Annotated in this window: 14 protein-coding genes; 7 read left to right on the plus strand and 7 right to left on the minus strand. The window is 73.5% G+C overall.

Annotated features, from left to right (window positions below):
• Positions 1-260 precede the first annotated feature (260 nt).
• On the minus strand, positions 261-878 hold the full coding sequence (locus AC1WTP_RS15290; protein ID WP_481649920.1) for a DUF4126 domain-containing protein: 618 nt from the start codon (positions 876-878) through the stop codon (positions 261-263).
• 71 nt (positions 879-949) lie between these two features.
• On the opposite strand from AC1WTP_RS15290, the gene nucS reads away from it, so the two are divergent.
• Complete coding sequence (gene nucS / locus AC1WTP_RS15295; RefSeq protein WP_447139883.1) at positions 950-1,609, plus strand: endonuclease NucS; 660 nt, start codon at positions 950-952, stop codon at positions 1,607-1,609.
• Positions 1,610-1,668: 59 nt separating this feature from the next.
• Here the strand turns inward: nucS and AC1WTP_RS15300 are convergent, their stop codons facing one another.
• The gene (locus tag AC1WTP_RS15300; RefSeq protein WP_481649921.1) at positions 1,669-3,165 is read right to left on the minus strand and encodes an aldehyde dehydrogenase family protein; all 1,497 of its coding nucleotides are present in this window, start codon (positions 3,163-3,165) and stop codon (positions 1,669-1,671) included.
• A gap of 276 nt (positions 3,166-3,441) precedes the next feature.
• Between AC1WTP_RS15300 and AC1WTP_RS15305 the strand changes: the two genes are divergently transcribed.
• The 5 genes from AC1WTP_RS15305 to AC1WTP_RS15325 all read left to right on the plus strand — a co-directional run bounded on the left by AC1WTP_RS15305 (position 3,442) and on the right by AC1WTP_RS15325 (position 8,505).
• A complete protein-coding gene (locus AC1WTP_RS15305) occupies positions 3,442-3,975 on the plus strand; it encodes an FHA domain-containing protein (RefSeq protein ID WP_481649922.1) in 534 nt (177 codons plus the stop codon).
• Between the two features lie 204 nt (positions 3,976-4,179).
• Positions 4,180-5,241 carry an alpha/beta hydrolase gene (locus tag AC1WTP_RS15310; RefSeq protein ID WP_481649923.1) on the plus strand — a complete coding sequence of 354 codons (1,062 nt, stop codon included), beginning with the start codon at positions 4,180-4,182 and terminating at the stop codon, positions 5,239-5,241.
• Between the two features lie 173 nt (positions 5,242-5,414).
• Positions 5,415-7,205 carry a 3-hydroxyacyl-CoA dehydrogenase family protein gene (locus AC1WTP_RS15315; protein ID WP_481649924.1) on the plus strand — a complete coding sequence of 597 codons (1,791 nt, stop codon included), beginning with the start codon at positions 5,415-5,417 and terminating at the stop codon, positions 7,203-7,205.
• Between the two features lie 97 nt (positions 7,206-7,302).
• On the plus strand, positions 7,303-7,629 hold the full coding sequence (locus tag AC1WTP_RS15320; RefSeq protein WP_481649925.1) for a hypothetical protein: 327 nt from the start codon (positions 7,303-7,305) through the stop codon (positions 7,627-7,629).
• Between the two features lie 66 nt (positions 7,630-7,695).
• Positions 7,696-8,505 (plus strand): alpha/beta hydrolase, encoded by an 810-nt coding sequence (locus tag AC1WTP_RS15325; RefSeq protein WP_481649926.1) that lies wholly within the window; start codon positions 7,696-7,698, stop codon positions 8,503-8,505.
• A gap of 7 nt (positions 8,506-8,512) precedes the next feature.
• On the opposite strand, the gene AC1WTP_RS15330 is transcribed toward AC1WTP_RS15325, so the two are convergent.
• From AC1WTP_RS15330 to mce, 5 genes are all read right to left on the minus strand, one after another.
• Positions 8,513-9,565 (minus strand): AI-2E family transporter, encoded by a 1,053-nt coding sequence (locus AC1WTP_RS15330; RefSeq protein WP_481650041.1) that lies wholly within the window; start codon positions 9,563-9,565, stop codon positions 8,513-8,515.
• A gap of 381 nt (positions 9,566-9,946) precedes the next feature.
• A complete protein-coding gene (locus AC1WTP_RS15335) occupies positions 9,947-12,142 on the minus strand; it encodes a coiled-coil domain-containing protein (RefSeq protein ID WP_481649927.1) in 2,196 nt (731 codons plus the stop codon).
• Positions 12,143-12,315: 173 nt separating this feature from the next.
• Positions 12,316-13,578 (minus strand): DivIVA domain-containing protein, encoded by a 1,263-nt coding sequence (locus AC1WTP_RS15340; RefSeq protein WP_481649928.1) that lies wholly within the window; start codon positions 13,576-13,578, stop codon positions 12,316-12,318.
• Between the two features lie 285 nt (positions 13,579-13,863).
• Positions 13,864-15,219 carry a crotonyl-CoA carboxylase/reductase gene (ccrA, locus tag AC1WTP_RS15345; RefSeq protein WP_481650042.1) on the minus strand — a complete coding sequence of 452 codons (1,356 nt, stop codon included), beginning with the start codon at positions 15,217-15,219 and terminating at the stop codon, positions 13,864-13,866.
• Between the two features lie 364 nt (positions 15,220-15,583).
• Positions 15,584-16,054 (minus strand): methylmalonyl-CoA epimerase, encoded by a 471-nt coding sequence (gene mce, locus AC1WTP_RS15350; RefSeq protein ID WP_481649929.1) that lies wholly within the window; start codon positions 16,052-16,054, stop codon positions 15,584-15,586.
• A gap of 62 nt (positions 16,055-16,116) precedes the next feature.
• On the opposite strand from mce, the gene AC1WTP_RS15355 reads away from it, so the two are divergent.
• Complete coding sequence (locus AC1WTP_RS15355; protein ID WP_481649930.1) at positions 16,117-17,316, plus strand: acetyl-CoA C-acetyltransferase; 1,200 nt, start codon at positions 16,117-16,119, stop codon at positions 17,314-17,316.
• The last annotated feature ends 14 nt before the right edge of the window (positions 17,317-17,330 follow it).

The raw sequence follows: 17,330 nt of genomic DNA on the forward strand, positions 1-17,330 counted from the left end.
GAGTACTCGACCACGGCGTTCCTGAAGGGTCTGAAGCAGGTCGACGGGTGGCAGGACATGCCGCTGACCAAGGCCGCGCAGACCGTGCAGGTGTCGGCCTACCCGTTCCACTACGCCCAGTGGGAGCAGCAGGCCGCCGACCTGGTCGCCACGTACTGGAACAGCTGACCAGCACTGGAACAGTTGACCGACAGACATTCCTGACAGGGGGACTGCTGGCCGGCACCCGACACGGGTGCCGGCCAGCAGCACATCCACCGTCAGACGCGGTAGCCGGCGGCGCGGGCGGCCCGGCGTTGCCGGCGGCGGTCGGACCTGCGGCGGAGGAACCAGAAGAGGAAGAGCACCAGGCCGGCCAGGAACACCAGCACCAGCACCGGCAGGACGATCGCCACCACGGACATCACCACGCTGGTCGCGTCCTCGGCGGTGCTCGCCACGGGCGCGCCCACGCCGGCGGTGGTCGCGTTGATGACCGGCCGGGCGGCGGACTTGAGCAGGTGCACGCCGAGCGCGATCAGCACCCCGGTCACCACCGGAACCCACTCGCTGGAGGTGAAGAAGCTGCCCGGGTCGCTCACCGTGACCGTCTCCGAGCTTGCTCCGGCGCCGAACGCCAGGCCGCCGGCGGTCGGGCGGACCACGGTCTGCACCACGTCGTTGACGTGGTCGACCACCGGCACCTTGTCGGCGACCACCTCGACGGCGAGCAGCACCGCGAGGATCAGGATCACCCAGTCGTTGCCGAGCCACTGCCAGCCGCTGGGCAGGTCGATGAGGTCGGTGTAGCGGGCCAGCAGCCCCATGGTGAGCAGGGGGATGTAGGCGTTCAGGCCCGCCGAGGCGGCGAGGCCGGTGCCGGTGAGGACTTCGAACACCGTCTCAGCATCGCACCGGCACGCCAGTGGCGCTCGGTGGCGACGGCCGGGGTCTCCGCTACCCTCGTCGGGTGCGGTTGGTGATTGCGAAGTGCTCGGTGGACTACGTCGGACGGCTCTCGGCTCACCTGCCGCCGGCCACCCGGTTGCTCATGGTGAAGGCGGACGGGTCGGTGTCCATCCACGCCGACGACCGGGCGTACAAGCCGCTCAACTGGATGAGCCCGCCGTGCCGGCTGGAGGAGGCCCCGGGCGTCTGGCGGGTGGTCAACAAGGCCGGCGAGGAACTGCGGATCACCCTGGAGGAGATCTTCCAGGACACCTCGTACGAGCTGGGCGTCGATCCCGGCCTGCGCAAGGACGGGGTGGAGGCGCACCTGCAGGAACTGCTGGCGGCCAACCCGACGGCCCTGGGCGAGGGGTTCACGCTGATCCGGCGGGAGTACATGACCGCGATCGGCCCGGTCGACCTGCTCTGCCGGGACGGGCAGGCCGCCACGGTCGCCGTCGAGGTGAAGCGCCGGGGCGAGATCGACGGCGTCGAGCAGCTCACCCGCTACCTCGAACTGCTCAACCGCGACCCGCTGCTCGCCCCGGTGACCGGGGTCTTCGCGGCGCAGGAGATCAAGCCGCAGGCCCGGGTGCTCGCCACCGACCGGGGGATCCGCTGCGTGGTGGTGGACTACGACAAGCTGCGCGGCATCGAGCGGGACGAGCTGACCCTCTTCTGACCGCCGGCGGGGCGACCGGCGGCGGTCGCCCGCACCGCGATCCGGCGCACCGGCGCCGGTCAGCGGCCGTACATCACCTTGATGGCCTTGACCAGCCGGGCCACGTCGGCGGGCGTCCGCTCGAAGGTGGTCGACGGCAGCAGCGAGCGGGCCCGGCGGCGGGTGATCGCCTTGGCCCGGCCGAACTCGCGCAACCCGTCCTCGCCGTGGATCCGGCCGAAGCCCGAGTCGCCGACGCCGCCGAACGGCAGGGTGGACATCCCGGCGAAGGTCAGGGTGGAGTTGACCGAGGCCATGCCCGAGCGCAGCCGGCGGGCGATCGCCACCGCGCGCCGCCGCCCGAAGACCGAACCGCCCAGGCCGTACGGCAGGGCGTTGGCCCGGGTGACCGCCTCCTCGGCGTCGCGGACCCGGTTGATGGTCAGGGTCGGGCCGAAGGTCTCCTCGCGGACCGCGGCCGAGTCCTCGGGCACGTCGACCAGCACGGTCGGCCGCACGTACGGCGGCTGCACCGCGTCCGCGCCGCCGAGCACCGCGCGGCCGCCCCGGGCGAGCGCGTCGTCGATGTGCCGCCGGATCACGTCGAGCTGGCTCGGCATGGTGATCGGCCCGATGTCGGCGCCGTCCACGCCGACGGTCAGCCGGCCGGCCCGCTCGACCACCTTGCCGACGAAGGCGTCGAAGACCGGCTCGACGGCGTACACCCGCTCGATGCCGATGCAGGTCTGGCCGGCGTTGGTGAGCGCGCCCCAGACGCACGCCTCGGCGGCGGCGTCCAGGTCGGCGTCCGCATCGACGATCATCGCGTCCTTGCCGCCGGCCTCCAGCAGCACCGGGGTCAGCGACTCGGCGCAGGCCGCCATCACCTTCTTCGCGGTCGCTGTCGAGCCGGTGAACGCGAGCTTGCCGACCCCGGACCGGCAGAGCGCGGCGCCGACGTCGCCGAACCCGTGCACCGCGGTGAGCACCGGGTGCTCCGGCACCACCTCGGCGAAGCTGTCGACCAGCCACTGCCCGACCGCGGGCGTGTACTCGCTGGGCTTGAAGACCACGGCGTTCCCGGCGGCCAGCGCGTACGCGGTGGAGCCGATCGGGGTGAAGACCGGGTAGTTCCACGGGCCGATCACGCCGACCACCCCGTACGGCTGGTATTCGAGGTGGGCGGAGAACTCGGCGAGCACGAGCCGTGAGCGCACCCGGCGCGGGCCGAGCACCCGGCGTGCGTTGCGGGCCGCCCAGTCGATGTGCTCGACGGCGGTGACGAGTTCGACGACGGCGTCGGCGACCGGCTTGCCGCCCTCGGTGTGGATCAGCTCGGCGAGCTGCTCGATCCGCTGGGCGAGCAGGGCGCGCCAGCGCAGCAGCCGTTGCCGGCGCCCGGTGAAACCGAGCCCGGCCCACCAGTCGGCGGCGGCACGGGCCCGCTCGACCGCCCGGGTCACGTCGTCCGCGGTGGCGACCGGATAGCGCCCGACCTCGGCGCCGGTCGCGGGGCTGGTCGAGACCAGCCGGCCATCCTCGATGCGGGGGGCGCCCGGGACCTGCACTGCCGTCATGGCGGAAGTCTAGACCCGAGGATTACTCGCCGGTAGGGGTAGTGGTCGGGGCTGCCACCCGGTTGCCGGCCGCCGCGCGCCCGGTGAACCGGTCGGGTCGCCAGCTTCGTTGAACGGGCGGAGGGGCCGTCCGGCACACGGGCCGCGCGTGCCGTTCCGGCGAACAGAAGGTGGCCGGCCGGAAAGCGGAGATGACCGCGCGGGCGGTGAAGGCAACTACTGTCTGATGGCAGGCTGACGCGCGGGGTGACCGTGCGGGTGGAGGGCTGACTGTCCATGGAGGAACATCCGGAGCTGTTACCGGTCCTGACGGTGGCCGGCGGGCCGATGCGCGGGGCGAGTTTCCGCGTCCGCCCGGCCCCGCTGGTGATCGGCCGCGCCCCGACCGCGGACGTGATGGTGCACGACCTGCATCTGAGTCGACGACACGCCCAGGTGTGGCTCACCCCCGAGGGAGTGTCGCTGGCGGACCTCGGTTCGACCAACGGCACCTGGTTGAACGACCGGCGGATCACCGGCGTGGAGCGGCTCAGCGACGGGGACGTGATCCGGATCGGCCGTACCGAACTGCGGTTCTTCGATCCGGGGGTGGCCCGCACCGACCCGGTGGGTCTGCTGTTCGGCACCCCGCGGCGGGACCACCGGCCGACCCTGCCGCTGCCGGTCGCCGCGTCGACCGCCGCCGCGCTGCCGGCCGAGCCCACCGTGCCGGCCGCACCCGTCGCGCCGGCCGGCGCGGAGCCACCCGCGCCGGAGCGGGAGGCGGAGCCGGTGGCGCCGGCCGAGGCCGCCGTCCCGAGCGCCCCCTAGCCCGCGAGCACACCCGTCCCGAGCGCCTTTGGAGGCCGCGAGCACACCCGTCCCGAGCGCCCCGGAGGCCGCGAGCGCACCCGGTGCCGAGCCCGCCGTCGGGCGATCGGCCGGAAGGCGTGGTCGCCGGTCCCATCCGCGGGCGGCGGGGGATGGCGATCGGGCACATGGACGCACCGGCGGCCGCGTGGCAGCATCCCGCGGATGGAGACCGTGCAGCATGTCGTGACGGCGAACGGGATCACCCAGGCGGTACGGGTGGCCGGGCCGCCGGAGGGCGTACCGCTGCTGCTGATCCACGGCAACTGTTCGTCGGCCCTGTTCTGGGAGCCGCTGGTGCGGCGGCTGCCGGCCACGCTCCGGGTGGTCGCGCCCGACCTGCGTGGCTACGGCGAGACGGACACGGCGCCGGTCGACGGCACCCGCGGGCTGCGCGACTTCGCCGACGACGTGGCCGCCCTGCTGGACGACGGGTCGCTGTTCCCGGCCGGCGCCCGGCCGGTGGTGGCCGGTCACTCGCTGGGCGGGGGAGTGGCCATGCAGGTGCTGGTCGACCACCCCGACCGGGTGGCCGCCCTGCTGCTCTCCGCGCCCGTCTCGCCCTACGGCTACGGCGGCACCCGTGACCTGGCCGGGACGCCGACCACCCCCGACTTCGCCGGCACCGGCGGCGGCACCGCCAACCAGGACTTCGTCAAGCGGCTGGCCGCCGGCGACCGTGGCGCGGACGCCCCGACCAGCCCGCGCAACGTGCTGCGGGCCACCTACGTGGCCGACCCGGCCTCCCTCGGCGAGGACGAGGAACTGCTGCTGGACAGCGTCCTGTCCACCGCCACCGGCGAGGACAACTACCCGGGCACGGCGGTGGCCTCGGCGAACTGGCCGGGCACCGCGCCCGGCCGGCGGGGCGTGCTCAACGCCCTCTCCCCGGCGCACTTCCGGATCGCCGACGACCTGGTCGTGGTCGCCACCAAGCCGCCGGTCACCTGGATCCACGGGGACGCCGACGCGATCGTCTCGGACACCGCGCTGATGGACCTGGCGTACCTGGGTTCGCTGGGCGCGGTGCCGGGATGGCCCGGCGAGGTGGACTGCCCGCCGCAGCCGATGGTCGGCCAGACCCGGGCCGTGCTCGACCGGTACGCGGCCGCCGGCGGCAGTTACCGCGAGGTGCTGCTCCCCGGCTGCGGGCACAGCCCGCACCTGGAGCGGCCGGTCGAGTTCGTCGCCGAGCTGCTCGCCCTCACCGCCGCCGCGACGGCCTGAGCGGCCCCATCCTTCGCCACCCGGCCCGTGCCGGGCGGACATCGATCGACGGCAGCGCCGGCGGTGGTGAAATATCCCACGGCGTCTCGACAACCGACGGTCACGTGGCAGACTCGCGCGCATAACCTTAGTGGCCGTTCATGCGGCCGTGCGGAGCGTTGGGGAGGCCGGTCGTGGCGCGCGAGTTCAACAGCGTGGGCGTGGTGGGACTGGGCACCATGGGTGCCGGCATCGTCGAGGTCTTCGCCCGCAACGGCATCGACGTGGTGGCCGTGGAGATCTCCGCCGCCGCGCTGGACCGCGGCCGGGCCACCCTGACCGGCTCCACCGACCGGGCGGTGGCCAAGGGCAAGCTCGCCGAGGCCGACCGGGACGCCCTGCTGTCCCGGGTCGACTGGCAGGTCGGCCTGGACGCGCTGCACTCGGTCGACCTGGTCATCGAGGCGGTGCCCGAGCACCTCGACCTGAAGCAGCGGATCTTCGCCGAGCTGGACCGGGTCTGCAGGCCCGAGGCGATCCTGGCCACCAACACCTCGTCGCTGAGCGTCACCGAGATCTCGGTCGCCACCACCCGGCCCAACCAGGTCATCGGCATCCACTTCTTCAACCCGGCCCCGGTGATGAAGCTGGTCGAGGTGGTCCGGACGGTGGTCACCTCGGCCGACGTGGTCGCCGACGTGGAGGCGCTCTGCGCCCGGCTGGGCAAGGTCGACGTCACCATCAACGACCGGGCCGGCTTCATCGCCAACGCGCTGCTCTTCGGCTACCTCAACCACGCCGTCGGCATGTTCGAGTCGCACTACGCCAGCCGCGAGGACATCGACGCGGCGATGAAGCTCGGCTGCGGCCTGCCGATGGGCCCGCTCGCCCTGATGGACCTGATCGGCCTGGACACCGCGTACGAGATCCTGGACACGATGTACCGGCGGGGCGGCCGGGACCGCCGGCACGCCCCGGTGCCGCTGATCAAGCAGATGGTCACCGCCGGGCTGCTCGGCCGGAAGTCCGGCCGCGGCTTCTACACCTACGAGCGGCCGGGCTCCCCGGTGGTCGTACCGGACGAGCGGACGCCGGTGGCGACGGAGTCGGCGCTCGCCGACGGCGCCCGGGCCATCGCCAAGGTCGGCGTGGTCGGCTCCGGGACGATGGCGACCGGGATCATCGAGGTCTTCGCCAAGGCCGGCTACGAGGTCGTCTCGGTGACCCGGGGCGCGGAGAAGTCGGCCAAGGTCTGCGAGGCGGTCAAGACCTCGCTGAACAAGGGTGTGGTGCGGGGCAAGCTCAGCGAGGCCGACCGGGACGCGGCGCTGGGCCGGATCACCTGGTCCGCCACCCTGGACCACCTCGCCGACGTCGATCTGGTGGTCGAGGCGGTGGTCGAGGAGCTCAGCGTCAAGAAGGCCCTCTTCGCCAGCCTCGACGAGATCTGCAAGCCGGGCGTGGTGCTCGCCACCACCACCTCGTCGCTGCCGGTGATCGACGTCGCGATGGCCACCCAGCGGCCGGCCGACGTGGTCGGGCTGCACTTCTTCAACCCGGCCCCGATCATGCCGCTGGTGGAGATCGTGCAGACCATTCGCACCTCGGCGGAGACCACCGCCACCGCCCGCGCGGTCTGCGCGGCGCTCGGCAAGACCGGCGTGGTCTGCGGCGACCGGTCCGGGTTCATCGTCAACGCGCTGCTCTTCCCGTACCTGAACGACGCGGTGAAGATGCTGGAGGCGAGCTACTCCACCGCCGACGACATCGACTACGCCATGAAGCTCGGCTGCGGCTACCCGATGGGTCCGTTCGAGCTGCTCGACGTGGTCGGCCTGGACGTCTCGCTGGCCATCCAGCGCGAGCTCTACCTGGAGCTGCGCGAGCCGGGCTTCGCGCCCGCGCCGCTGCTGGAGCACCTGGTCACCGCCGGCTACCTGGGCCGCAAGAGCGGCCGCGGGTTCCGCGACCACACCCGTCGCTGACTCCGGTCAACGCCGGGCGCCGGTGACGGCGTCTTGAGGGCGTGACCGGACCCGGCCGGCGGGGCGTTCCGCCGGCCGGACCGTACGCTTGGGAAGCGTGAGCCCTCGTCGCAACCGACCCCGCCGGGACGACACCGCGCACCTGGACACCGACCGGGCGCGGCAGGGCGTCGCGTCGGTGCAGCAGTGGCGCGACGGCGACTGGCAGGTACGCGGGATCACCGGCGGGGCGTCGGTGAAGACGTACCGCTGCCCGGGGTGCGACCAGGAGATCCGCCCCGGGGTGGCGCACGTGGTGGCCTGGCCGGCGGACGGCCGGGGCGACCTGAGCGACCGCCGGCACTGGCACAGCGGGTGCTGGCGGGCGCGGGACCGGCGCGGGCCGGCGGTGCAGCGCGGCCGCGGCGCCCCCCGCTACGGCTGAGCGATCTGGATCACCCCGTTTCCGCCCCGCCCGGCGGCCTGTGCCGCGGCGCGGGAGACTGGACGGGTGAGCACACCGATCCGCGCGTCCTCCATCCTGCCCGGGCGCCGTGAGGACATCGAGCTGCACACCGCGGACGGTCTGCGGCTGGTCGGCGAGCTGGCCCGCCCGCTGGGCCGGGAGCCGGTGGCCACCCTGGTCTGCCTGCACCCGCTGCCCACGCACGGCGGGATGATGGACAGCCACGTGTTCCGCAAGGCGGCCTGGCGGCTGCCGGCCCTGGCCGACCTGGCCGTGCTCCGGTTCAACACCCGGGGCACCAGCAGCCTCCGCGGCACCAGCGAGGGCGCGTTCGACGCCGCCGTCGGCGAGCGGTTCGACGTCGCCGCCGCCATCGAGTACGCCGAGTTCCACGAGCTGCCGAACATCTGGCTGCTCGGCTGGTCGTTCGGCACCGACCTGGCGCTCAAGTACGGCTGCGACCCGGCGGTGACCGGGGCGATCCTGCTCTCCCCGCCGCTGCGCTTCTCCACCCCGGCCGACCTGGCCCAGTGGGCCGACGCCGGCAAGCCGCTGGTCGCGCTGGTGCCGGAGTTCGACGACTACCTGCGCCCGGACGAGGCGCGGGAACGCTTCGCGGCGGTGCCGCAGGCCGAGGTGGTCGGGGTGCCGGGGGCGAAGCACCTCTGGGTCGGTGACGCCGAGACCGTGCTGGACGAGGTTGTCCGCCGGGTCAACCCGGCCGCCTCCGTGCCGCTGCCCACCGCCTGGGACGGGCCGATGGAGAACGGCGACGTGAGCGCGTACGCCGACCGTACGGTGGCCTCGTTCGCCGACCGTCCGGTGCCCGGGCCGCCCGCCGGTCAGGCCGGCTGAGCGCGGATCACCGGGACTCCTGCCGGGGCAGGACCACCTCGCGCAGGATCAGCTGGACGGCGGCGACCAGCGGGATGGCCAGCAGCGCGCCCAGCACACCCAGCAGCGCCACCCCGAGCAGCGCGGCGACCAGCGCGGCCACCTCGTTGATCTCCACCGACCGCCGCATGATCTTGGGGTAGATGAGGTAGTTCTCCACCTGCTGGTAGATCACGAAGAACACCACGCAGGCGATGCCGACCGGCAGGTCGGTGGCGAAGCCGACCAGGCTCACGATGACCGCGCCGAGGGTGGCGCCGATCTGCGGGATCAGGTCGGCCACCGCGACCACCACGGCCAGCGCGAAGGGGTACGGCAGCCCGGCGATCAGCGCGAACACGAAGGTGCTCGCCCCGGCCAGCACCGCGATGCTGATCGCCCCGACCATGTACGCGCCGACCTTGGCGAGGATCTCGTCGCCGATCAACCGCGCCCGCTCCCGACGCGAGGCCGGCACCAGCGCGTAGCCGAGCGTCCGGAGCTTGTCGAAGTAGACCAGGAAGTAGATGGTCAGCACGAGCACGGTCAGGGTCCGGAAGATGGTGCCGAAGATGAACTGGGCGCCGCCGAGCACGCCGCCGAGGGCGCGGCCGACGTTCTGCGCGTTGGCGGCGCTCTGCACCCGCTCCATCACGTCGTACCGCTCGACGAGATCGTTGACGGCCTGGTTGCGGCGCAGCTCCTCGACGTAGCTCGGCAGCTGCTCGATGAACTGGCCGGACTGGGTGACGACCGGCGGCACCAGCGCCACCACGCCGCCGCAGAGCAGCAGCAGCACGGTCAGCGCGACGACCGCCACGGCCAGGCCGCGCGGCAGCCCGAACCTGCGCAGCCGTACCACCGCCGGGTTGAGGCCGACGGCGAGGAAGAGCGCGATCACCACCAGGACCAGGATCCCGGCCGCGTTGCGCAGCCCCAGGTAGACGGTGTACGCGAGGAGCGCGCCGAGCCCGCCGGTGAAGCCGAGCAGGAAGCTGTTGCGGCGCAGCGGCCGGCCGGGCCGGCCGAACCGTCCCGACACGGTGAAGACCGGTGGGTCGTCGTCCGCCCGCTCGGGCGACCCCGCCGGCGGGCTGCGGTCCGCCGCCGGTGCGGCTGCCGACGGCCCGGTCGGTGGCTTCGCCGCCGCCGTGGCCGCGGCGTCCGCGGAGCCGGGCCGGACCGGTTCGCCGGCGGGCCGGGGTGCCTCGGGCCGCTCCGGGTCCGCTCCGTGCGTCGTCGGCTCGCCCTGCGCCACCAGGATCTCCTCCGGTCACGTCCGGCGGATCCGCCGGACACCCGCTGCGACCCGCGCGAGCGGGTCCAGCCAGGAGCGTAGCGGGCGTTCGGGGTCGCCAGCCGGAGCCGACGAGCGCTCGTCGCGCGGGGCTGTTCACCGCCGGCCCGGCGGAGGCTGCGCCGGTCAGTCCTTCTCGGCGCTGACCGTGCTGGGCTTGGCGCTGCGCTCGTCGACGGTCGGCTTGCTGGGCCGCTTGCCGTTCTCGCCGGTGCTGGTGATCTTCGTCGGGGTGGCGCCCCGGCCGCCCTCACCCGGCACCGCGGCCACCGTCGCCTCGCCGTCCACGCCGGGCGCGGCGCCGCCGTCCACCGTGGTCACCGGCTCGGCTACCGGGCGCGCCTCGGCCTGCCCGGCATCGGCCGGCTCGGCGGCGGACTTCCCGGCCGGATTGGCGCCGGCCGGCTTTCCGCCCGGCTTAGCTCCGGCGCCGGCCGGGGCGGCGCCCACCGTCGGCTTCGTGTCGGCACCCGGCCCGGTGGCCGGCTTCGCGCTCGCCTCCGCCTCGGTGGCCGGTCGGGCCGCCGCGCCCGCCGGAATCCCGGACGCCGGCTTCCCGTCGGCCCCCGGCCGGCCGTCCACGCCGGCCGGCCGGACCGCGTCCTTCCGCTTCCCGTTCGGGCCGGTGGTCGGGGCGGCCACGGTGGCGCCGTCGCTGCCGGCGGGGCCGGTCGTACCGGTGGCCAGCTGCAACCGCAGCTCGGCCAGCTGCCGCTGGAGCTCGTCGGACTCCTGCCGGGACTGCCAGGTCTCCTGGCGCAGGTCGGCGAGCTGCTGCTGGGCCTGGGCGATCTCCAGCATCACCTGGGCGAGCTGCTGCCGGCCGGCGGCCGCCTCCTGCTGCGTCGCGGCGAGGTGCTGCTGGGTGGTCGCCAGGTGCTGCTGGGTGGTGGCGGCGTACTCCTCGAACTGCCGACGGGAGGTCGCGACGTACTCGTCGGCCGTGCGCCGCTTCTCGGTCGCCTCCGACTCGGCCCGGCTGAGCAGCGCGGCGGCCTCCTCCTCGGCCTGCTGGCGCATGGTGAGCGCGTCCCGCTCGGCGGCCTCGCGGACCGCCGCGGCGCCCTGCTCGATCTCGTTCTTGCGGGTGGAGTACTCCGACTCCAGCTGGACGCGCCGCTTCGTGTACGTCGACTCCAGCTCGTCCTGCCGGGTCTTGTGCTGCTTCTCCACCTCGGCGTGCCGGGTCTTGTACTGCTTCTCCAGCTCGGCCCGGCGGGTGGTGAACTCCTGCTCGGCGGCGGCCCGCCGCTGGGTCAGCTCCCGGTCGGCCGCCTCGCGCCGGCTGTTCACCTCCTTCTCCACGCCGGCCCGCCAGGCGCCCAGCTCCTGCTGCGTCTGCGCCCGCGCGTGCTGCACGTACGCCTCGGTCTCGCTGCGCATCCGCTGCACGTACGCCTCGGTCTCGGCCCGGCTGCGCCGGGCGGACTCGGCCGCCTGCGTGGTCAGCCGCTCCGCCTCCTGGCGGGCCTTCTCGCGGGTGGCCCGGCCGGCGGTGCTGGCGTCGTCGATGATCTGCTTGGCCTCGCGCTGGGCCTTGGCGTGGGTGGCCCGGCCCGCCTCGGTGGCCTGGTCGACCAGGCGCTTGGCCTCCTGCTGCGCCTTGGCGTGCACCTCCTTGGCCGCCTCGCGCAGCTCGGTGGCCTCCTGCTGGGCCTTGGCGTGCGCCTCCTTGGCGGCCTCGCGGAGCTTGGTCGCCTCCTGCTGGGCCCGGGTGTGGATCTCCTTCGCCGCGTCCCGCAGCTGGGTGGCCTCCTGCTGCGCCTTGCTCAGCGCCTCCTGGGCGGCCTTGCGGAGCCGCGCGGCCTCCTCCTTGGCGGCCTTGACCGCGGCGTCCGCCTCGGCCTTGCGGGCGGCGGTGTGCCGCTCCTCCTCGGCCCGGCGGGCGGCCAGCGCGATCTCGAAGTCCTTGAGCGCCTTGGCGGCCTCCGCGCGGGCCTCCTCGATGATGTGCTCGGCGGCCGCGCGGCGGGCCTCGATCTCCTCGTTGGCCTCGCGCAGGATGGCCTCGGCCTGTTCCTCGGCGAGGGTGAGGATCTGTTCGACCCGGGGGCCGAGGTGCCGGAACGAGGCGCGGTCGACCACCCCGACCTGTTTGCGCACCTGGGCGAGATCCCGCTGGAGCACCTCGACCTGGCCGGCCAGCTTGTGGATCTGTGTGTAGGCCTGCTCCCGCTCAGCCGCGAGGGTCGCGATCTCGTGCTCCGCACGCGCGACGTACCGGTCGACCTGTCGTTTCTCGTACCCCCGCAGAGCGGACTCGAAGCTGGGCTCCGTGGTCACATCCCCGCCGAGAGCGAACAGTTCCTCGCCGTGCGACATGCCCCCATCCTCACACGCATCGGCCCCTCCTGGGGCGATACGGACGCCCCTGTTGGGACCTGATTCACTGCGTTTCCGGTGCCCGGTCCCACCGGCCGGGAAACGCACACGGCGCGGGGAGGCACCGGTCACCCGGTGTCACCCCGCGCCGTCTCATGCCCCGGCCGCGCCGGTCAGCTGGCGGTCTCCGCGGCCACCTTGTCGCCGGCGTCGCCGGCGGGCTTCTTCGCCTCGCCCGTGGCCGGCGCGGCCTGCGCCGGCACGCCCGGGACGATGCCCGCGAGACCGGAGAGCATCTGGCCCAGCTGCGCGGTGACGGCGTCCTTCTGGCGGGTGAGGTCCTCGACCTCGCGGCGGGCCGCCTGGGTGGTCAGCTCGGCCTCGGTGCGCGCCTCGTTCAGCAGGCGCTGCGACTCGGCCCGCGCCTCGCTCAGCGTCTTCTCGGCCAGCGCCTTGGCCTTCTCGACCGTCTCGGTCGCGGTGCGCTCCGACTCGACCCGACGGGCCTCGGCCCGCTGCTCGATCTCCTTGGCCCGCTCCTGGGCCGCCCGGGCGCGCTGCTCGGCCTCGCTGACCAGCTTCTGGGTCTGCGCCACCTGGGCGGCGTGCCGCTCGGACTCCTCGCGCTCGGCCTTCTCGCGGCGCTCGGCGAGCTGGAGCTCCAGGGCCTGGAGGTCCTTGTCGCGCTTGTCGCGGGCGTCGGTGAGCAGCTTGGTCGCCTCCGCGCGCTTCTCCTCGGCCTCGCGGGCGGCCTTGGCCCGCTGCTGGGTGATCTCCCGCTCGGCGGTGGCGCGCAGCGTGGCGACCTCCCGCTCGACGGTGGACTTCAGCTCGGCGACCTCGTGCGCGGTGACCGTGCGCAGCTGCTTGGTCTCCCGCTCGGCGTCGGCGCGCAGCGTGTCGGCCTCGCGGCGGGCCTGCACCCGGACCTCGGCGGCCTCCCGCTCGGCGGCGGTACGGACGTTGCCCGCCTCCCGCTCGGCGGTGGCCTTCATCGCCGCCGCCTCGGCCCGGGCCTTGTCGGTGATCTCACGCGCCTCGAGGCGGGCGGCGGAGAGGATGCCCTCCGACTCGCGCTTGGCCTCGTTGCGGTGGTCGTTGGCCTGCTCCTCGGCGAGGCGGAGGATCTGCTCGACGCGGGTGCCGAGGCCGGAGAGGGTCGGCCGGCTGTTCTCCTCGAGCTGCTTGTTGGTGTCCGTGAGCTTCTGCTCCAGCGCGGACATGCGCTGCTCGGCCTGGCGGAGCCGACGCTGGGCGTCGTTCATCCGCTGCTCGGCCTCGGCGCGGGCCTGCTCGGACTGGGTCAGCGCGGCGGTCATCCGGCCGAGGAAGTCATCGACCTGGTGGGTGTTGTATCCGCGCAGGCCGACGGTGAAATCTGGCTGCGAGTTCGCGTTATCGAAGAACGCGAGAGGGGAGGACTGCTGCTGGGGCATTGGGACATACTCGCAGACGCCCCAGGGTCCTTCGCAAGAGCGGTGGCGAGCTTTGCTGTCCTGTTTACATGGTCAACTTCGGCGACTCCCGGGGACCGGACCAATCGGCGATCTTGGCAGGTCCCGGGCGGGTCGGACGGCCTGGGCGGAGACCCGGAAAAGGGCCGCGGGGCAAGCCCCGCGGCCCTTTGTCGCCGCCCGGGCACGGGCACTCGAATGAGTGCCCGACGCCGTGCGGAATGGCGATCGACGTTGCGGCAATCGTCGCCGGCGGCCGCTGTCGGGTCAGTGGCCGCGGAACCGGTTGATCGCGTCCTCGTGCCGGGCGCGCAGCTCGCGGTCGCGTACGCCGAGCCCGTCGGTCGGGGCGAGGCAGCGGACGCCGACCTTGCCCTGGTGGGCGTTGCGGTGCACCTCGTACGCGGCCTGGCCGGTCTGCTCCAGCGGGTAGGTCCTCGACACCGTCGGGTGGATCTTCCCCAGCGCCACCAGCCGGTTGGCCTCCCACGCCTCGCGGTAGTTGGCGAAGTGGCTGCCGACGATCCGCTTGAGGTGCATCCAGAGGTAGCGGTTGTCGTACTGGTGCTGGTAGCCGCTGGTGGAGGCGCAGGTGACGACGGTGCCGCCCTTCTTGGCCACGAAGACGCTGGCGCCGAAGGTCTCCCGGCCGGGGTGCTCGAAGACGATGTCCGGGTCATCGCCGCCGGTCAGCTCGCGGATCCGCTCGCCGAAGCGCCGCCACTCGTCCTGGTCCTGGGTCTGCTCGTCCTTCCAGAACCGGAAGCCCTCGGCCGCCCGGTCGATGACCAGCTCGGCTCCCATCCGGCGGCACAGCTCGGCCTTGTCCGGACTGGACACCACGCAGACCGGGATGGCGCCGCCGTTGAGCGCCATCTGGGTGGCGTAGCCGCCCAGCCCGCCGGAGGCGCCCCAGATCAGCACCACGTCGCCCTGCTTCATGTTCGCGCCGTGGTGCGAGACGAGCTGTCGGTACGCGGTCGAGTTGACCAGGCCCGGGCTGGCCGCCTCCTCCCAGCTCAGGTGCCGCGGCTTGGGCATCAGCTGATTGGCCTTCACCACCGCCAGCTCGGCCAGGCCGCCGAAGTTGGTCTCGAAGCCCCAGATCCGCTGCTGCGGGTCGAGCATGGTGTCGTCGTGCCCGGCCGCGTCCTCCAGCTCCACGGAGAGGCAGTGCGCGACGACCTCGTCGCCGGCCTTCCACTTCGTCACCCCGGGCCCGGTGCGCAGCACCACGCCGGCGGCGTCGGAGCCCACCACGTGGTACGGCAGGTCGTGCCGGCGGGTCAGCTCGGAGAGCCGGCCGTAGCGCTGGAGGAACTTGAAGGTGGGCAGCGGCTCGAAGATGCTGGTCCAGACGGTGTTGTAGTTGATCGCGCTGGCCATCACCGCGACCAGCGCCTCGCCCGGGCCGAGCTCGGGCGTCGGCACCTCCTGCACGTGCAGCGCCTTGCGCGGGTCCTTGTCCCGGGTGGCCATGCCCTCGAACATCCGGGTCTCGTCCGCGCGTACCACCACACCGCGGTAGGACTCGGGCACGGGCAGCCCGGCGAGAGCGGCGAGTTCCCGCTCCGGCTGCGCGGAGCCTTCCGCCGACATGATCGCTTCGAGGATGTCCTGCACGGTGACCTCCGGTTCGTCCGCACCCGCGCGCACGGGCCTGGGTGCTGCCATCGTCGGCGCCGGTGCGGCCGTTGGCCATGTCGGCGTCCGACACATCCGGCACCGGCCGCGCTCCGGTGGGGCGGACGTTACTGAACGGTAGCTAGGGCCGGAAGCCCTCTGTGAAAAACCGCATCGACCGATGCGTGAAGGTGTCCGGGTGAACGTTGAACCGCGCAGTGCCGTGCTCGGCGCCGGCTCGCGGGCATCCGCCCGGTGGCGGCGGGTGGCTCCGGCGCCGGTCGCGCCGGGACCCGGCCGCGCCGGCCCGCCCGCGGTGCCGCCGCGCCGCGCCCCGCCGCCACAGCGGGGCGCGGCGTCGACGTCAGTGCTCGGCCGGCTCGACCAGCTCGACGAGGACGCCCCCGGCGTCCTTCGGGTGCACGAAGTTGATCCGGGAGTTGGCGGTGCCGCGCTTCGGGGTCTCGTAGAGCAGCCGGACGCCGCGCTCGCGCAGCGCCGCGCAGGCCGCGTCGATGTCCGTCACGGTGTACGCCACCTGCTGCACCCCCGGGCCGTTGCGGTCCAGGAACTTCGCGATGGTCGACTCCGGCGTCAGCGGGGCGAGCAGTTGCACGCAGCCGCCCTCGGTGGTCGGCCCGACGGCCAGCATCGCCTCGCGGACGCCCTGTTCGGTGTTGGTCTCGGTGTGCACGCAGCGCATCCCGAACGTCCGCTGGTAGAAGTCGATCGCGGCGTCCAGGTCGGCGACGGCCACCCCGACGTGGTCGATCCGCCGCAGCCCGATGTCTGTGACATAGTCGGCAGCGGTCTCGACGGGGGAGTTCTCAGCCATGGCGCTAGTCTGGCCGAACAATCGTTAAGGCGTACAGGTCGGCACCCCCCTCGGAGGCAGGTATGGCTTCGGTGATCGTCAGCGGCGCGCGGACCCCGATGGGGCGCCTGCTGGGCAACCTCAAGGACCTCCCGGCGACCAGGCTCGGCGGCGTGGCGATCAAGGCGGCGCTGGAGCGCGCCGGCGTCGCCCCCGACCAGGTGCAGTACGTGATCATGGGCCAGGTGCTCCAGGCCGGCGCCGGGCAGATCCCGGCCCGGCAGGCGGCGGTCGAAGCGGGCATCCCGATGTCCGTACCGGCCCTGACCATCAACAAGGTCTGCCTCTCCGGCCTGGACGCGATCGCCCTGGCCGACCAGCTGATCCGGGCCGGCGAGTTCGACATCGTGGTGGCCGGCGGCATGGAGTCGATGACCAACGCCCCGCACCTGCTGCTCGGCCAGCGCGGCGGCTACAAGTACGGCGACGTGGTGGTCAAGGACCACATGGCGCTGGACGGCCTCACCGACGCCTGGGACTGCTGCTCGATGGGCGAGTCGACCGAGCGGCTCGGCGCCAAGCACGGCATCAGCCGCGCGGAGCAGGACGCCTTCGCGGCGGCCAGCCACCAGCGGGCCGCCGCCGCCCAGAAGAACGGCCACTTCGCCGAGGAGATCGCCCCGGTGGTCATCCCGCAGCGCAAGGGCGACCCGCTGGTGATCAGCGAGGACGAGGGGGTCCGGCCGGACACCACGGCGGAGTCGCTGGCGAAGCTGCGTCCCGCCTTCACGAAGGACGGCACCATCACCGCCGGCAGTTCCTCGCCGATCTCCGACGGCGCGGCCGCGGTGGTCGTGATGAGCAAGGCCAAGGCCAAGGAGCTGGGGCTGACCTGGCTGGCCGAGATCGGCGCGCACGGCAACGTCGCCGGCCCGGACAACTCCCTGCACTCGCAGCCGTCCAACGCCATCCAGCACGCGCTGCGCAAGGGCGGGCTGAGCGTCTCCGACCTGGACCTGATCGAGATCAACGAGGCGTTCGCCCAGGTCGGCATCCAGTCCATGCGTGACCTCGGGGTCGGCCCGGAGAAGGTCAACGTCAACGGCGGGGCGATCGCGCTGGGCCACCCGATCGGCATGTCCGGCGCCCGGCTGGTGCTCACCCTCGCGCTGGAGCTCAAGCGCCGGGGCGGCGGCACCGGCGCCGCGGCCCTCTGCGGCGGCGGCGGCCAGGGCGACGCCCTGATCATCCACGTCCCGGCCGCCGGCGAGAGCGGTCAGTGAGCGACGAAACCGTG

This window comes from Micromonospora sp. R311, from assembly GCF_056780015.1.

What these genes read in the sequence shown, in the direction of transcription:
- AC1WTP_RS15335 (WP_481649927.1), bottom strand. Translation starts at nt 12,142, where the DNA reads ATGTCGCACGGCGAGGAACTGTTCGCTCTCGGCGGGGATGTGACCACG.
- AC1WTP_RS15300 (WP_481649921.1), bottom strand. Translation starts at nt 3,165, where the DNA reads ATGACGGCAGTGCAGGTCCCGGGCGCCCCCCGCATCGAGGATGGCCGG.
- AC1WTP_RS15310 (WP_481649923.1), top strand. Translation starts at nt 4,180, where the DNA reads ATGGAGACCGTGCAGCATGTCGTGACGGCGAACGGGATCACCCAGGCG.
- AC1WTP_RS15340 (WP_481649928.1), bottom strand. Translation starts at nt 13,578, where the DNA reads ATGCCCCAGCAGCAGTCCTCCCCTCTCGCGTTCTTCGATAACGCGAAC.
- AC1WTP_RS15355 (WP_481649930.1), top strand. Translation starts at nt 16,117, where the DNA reads ATGGCTTCGGTGATCGTCAGCGGCGCGCGGACCCCGATGGGGCGCCTG.
- AC1WTP_RS15305 (WP_481649922.1), top strand. Translation starts at nt 3,442, where the DNA reads ATGGAGGAACATCCGGAGCTGTTACCGGTCCTGACGGTGGCCGGCGGG.
- mce (WP_481649929.1), bottom strand. Translation starts at nt 16,054, where the DNA reads ATGGCTGAGAACTCCCCCGTCGAGACCGCTGCCGACTATGTCACAGAC.